General features: G+C 57.0%; 1 protein-coding gene. It reads right to left on the bottom strand.

What is annotated here, in order from left to right; all coding sequences use genetic code 11:
* A partial coding sequence (locus tag JWG43_RS19290; RefSeq protein WP_205244506.1) for an SDR family NAD(P)-dependent oxidoreductase occupies positions 1-321 on the bottom strand: 321 nt, incomplete at its 3' end.
* Positions 322-386: the final 65 nt, after the last annotated feature.

The raw sequence follows: 386 nt of genomic DNA, 5'->3' as shown, positions 1-386 counted from the left end.
GTCCAGTACGTTGCAGAACTGCGGATTGGTCGCGGTGTTGTTAACCAGAATATCGATGCGGCCAAAGTCTGCGCGTATGCGCGCAAAGGTCTGAGTGATCTGTTCCATTTCGCCAATATGGCAGGCGATGGCAGTGGCCTTGCCGCCCTCGGCGATGATTGCATCGGCCACTGGCTGGCAGCCTTCGAGTTTGCGGCTGGAGTCAATGACGTGGGCACCTTGTTGGGCCAGCAGCCTGGCAATGGCTTCACCGATGCCGCGGCTGGCACCGGAAACAAAAGCGATTTTGCCATCAAGGTCGAACAGTTGAGTCCTGGACATGTTGATTCCCTGTTATCTGGGGCTTAGAGGCTGGAGCGGCGAATGACGTTGAGGCTCATCTGCTC

Source organism: Desulfobulbus alkaliphilus (assembly GCF_016918545.1).
Classification (GTDB): domain Bacteria; phylum Desulfobacterota; class Desulfobulbia; order Desulfobulbales; family Desulfobulbaceae; genus Desulfobulbus; species Desulfobulbus alkaliphilus.
The sequence above is the reverse complement of the archived record's forward strand: the minus strand, read 5'-3'. Positions and strand labels throughout refer to the sequence as shown.